Raw genomic sequence first — 876 nt, 5'->3', positions numbered from 1 at the left:
ACAGTTCAGTTCAGAATGAGTCGGTGTGACGGTTTGCTCTGCGGCGCAACGTGTCCGACACTTTCGGGGTGGTTGATGAGGTGGTGACCGATGCGTTATGGGTGCGGCTGGAGCCGTTGATTCCGGTGCCGCAGCGGCGTTTCCGTCATCCGGGGCGGCGCCGGACCAGTGATCGGGCGGCGTTGGAAGGGATCTTGTTCGTGGCTCGCTCCGGGATCGGCTGGAACCAGTTGCCGACCGCGTTGTTCGGGGCCTCCGGTGCGACGTGTTGGCGGCGGTTGGCCGAATGGCACGAGGCCGGAGTGTGGCAGCAACTACACGAACTGGTGCTCACCGAACTGCGTGCGGCGGGAAAGCTGGAACTGTCCACCGCGTTGGTCGATGCTTCGCATGTGCGGGCTCTGAAAGGGGGGACCATGTCGGGCCGAGTCCGGTCGACCGCGCGAAACCAGGTTCCAAGCACCACTTGATCACCGACGTGACCGGGACGCCTCTGGCGGTGGCGCTGACCGGCGGAAACCGTCACGACGTCACCCAGCTGGTCCCACTGTTGGACGCGCTACCGGTCCTCGGCGGACGCCGAGGGCGGCCGTGGCGGCGACCCCGCTACCTCTACGCCGACCGCGGCTACGACTACGACAAATACCGCCGACTCCTGCGTGAGCGCGGCATCGTCCCGGTCATCGCCCGCCGCGGCACCGGCCACGGATCCGGACTCGGCGTCGTCCGCTGGCCGGTCGAACGAAGCTTCGCCTGGCTACATGCGTTCAAGCGTCTGCGCATCCGCTACGAACGCCGCGCCGACATCCACCAAGCCCTACTCACCCTCGCCTGCGCGGTCATCTGCCTCCGAAAACTCATTCTGAACTGATCTGT

The 876-nt window shown here is 66.0% G+C and carries 1 protein-coding gene; it reads left to right on the top strand.

All coding sequences use genetic code 11. The features are described from left to right. The first annotated feature begins 68 nt into the window (after window positions 1-68). Window positions 69-871 (top strand): IS5 family transposase gene (locus GVY39_RS33795; protein ID WP_159931044.1). Its coding sequence is split into 2 segments (ribosomal slippage): window positions 69-405 and window positions 405-871, totalling 804 coding nucleotides; the frame shifts between segments, so codons are not numbered across the junction. Window positions 872-876: the final 5 nt, after the last annotated feature.

This window comes from Nocardia sp. CY15 (genome assembly GCF_009829295.1).
In the GTDB taxonomy this organism is placed as follows: Bacteria; Actinomycetota; Actinomycetes; order Mycobacteriales; family Mycobacteriaceae; genus Nocardia; species Nocardia sputi.
This window is presented reverse-complemented; position numbering and strand designations above follow the sequence as displayed.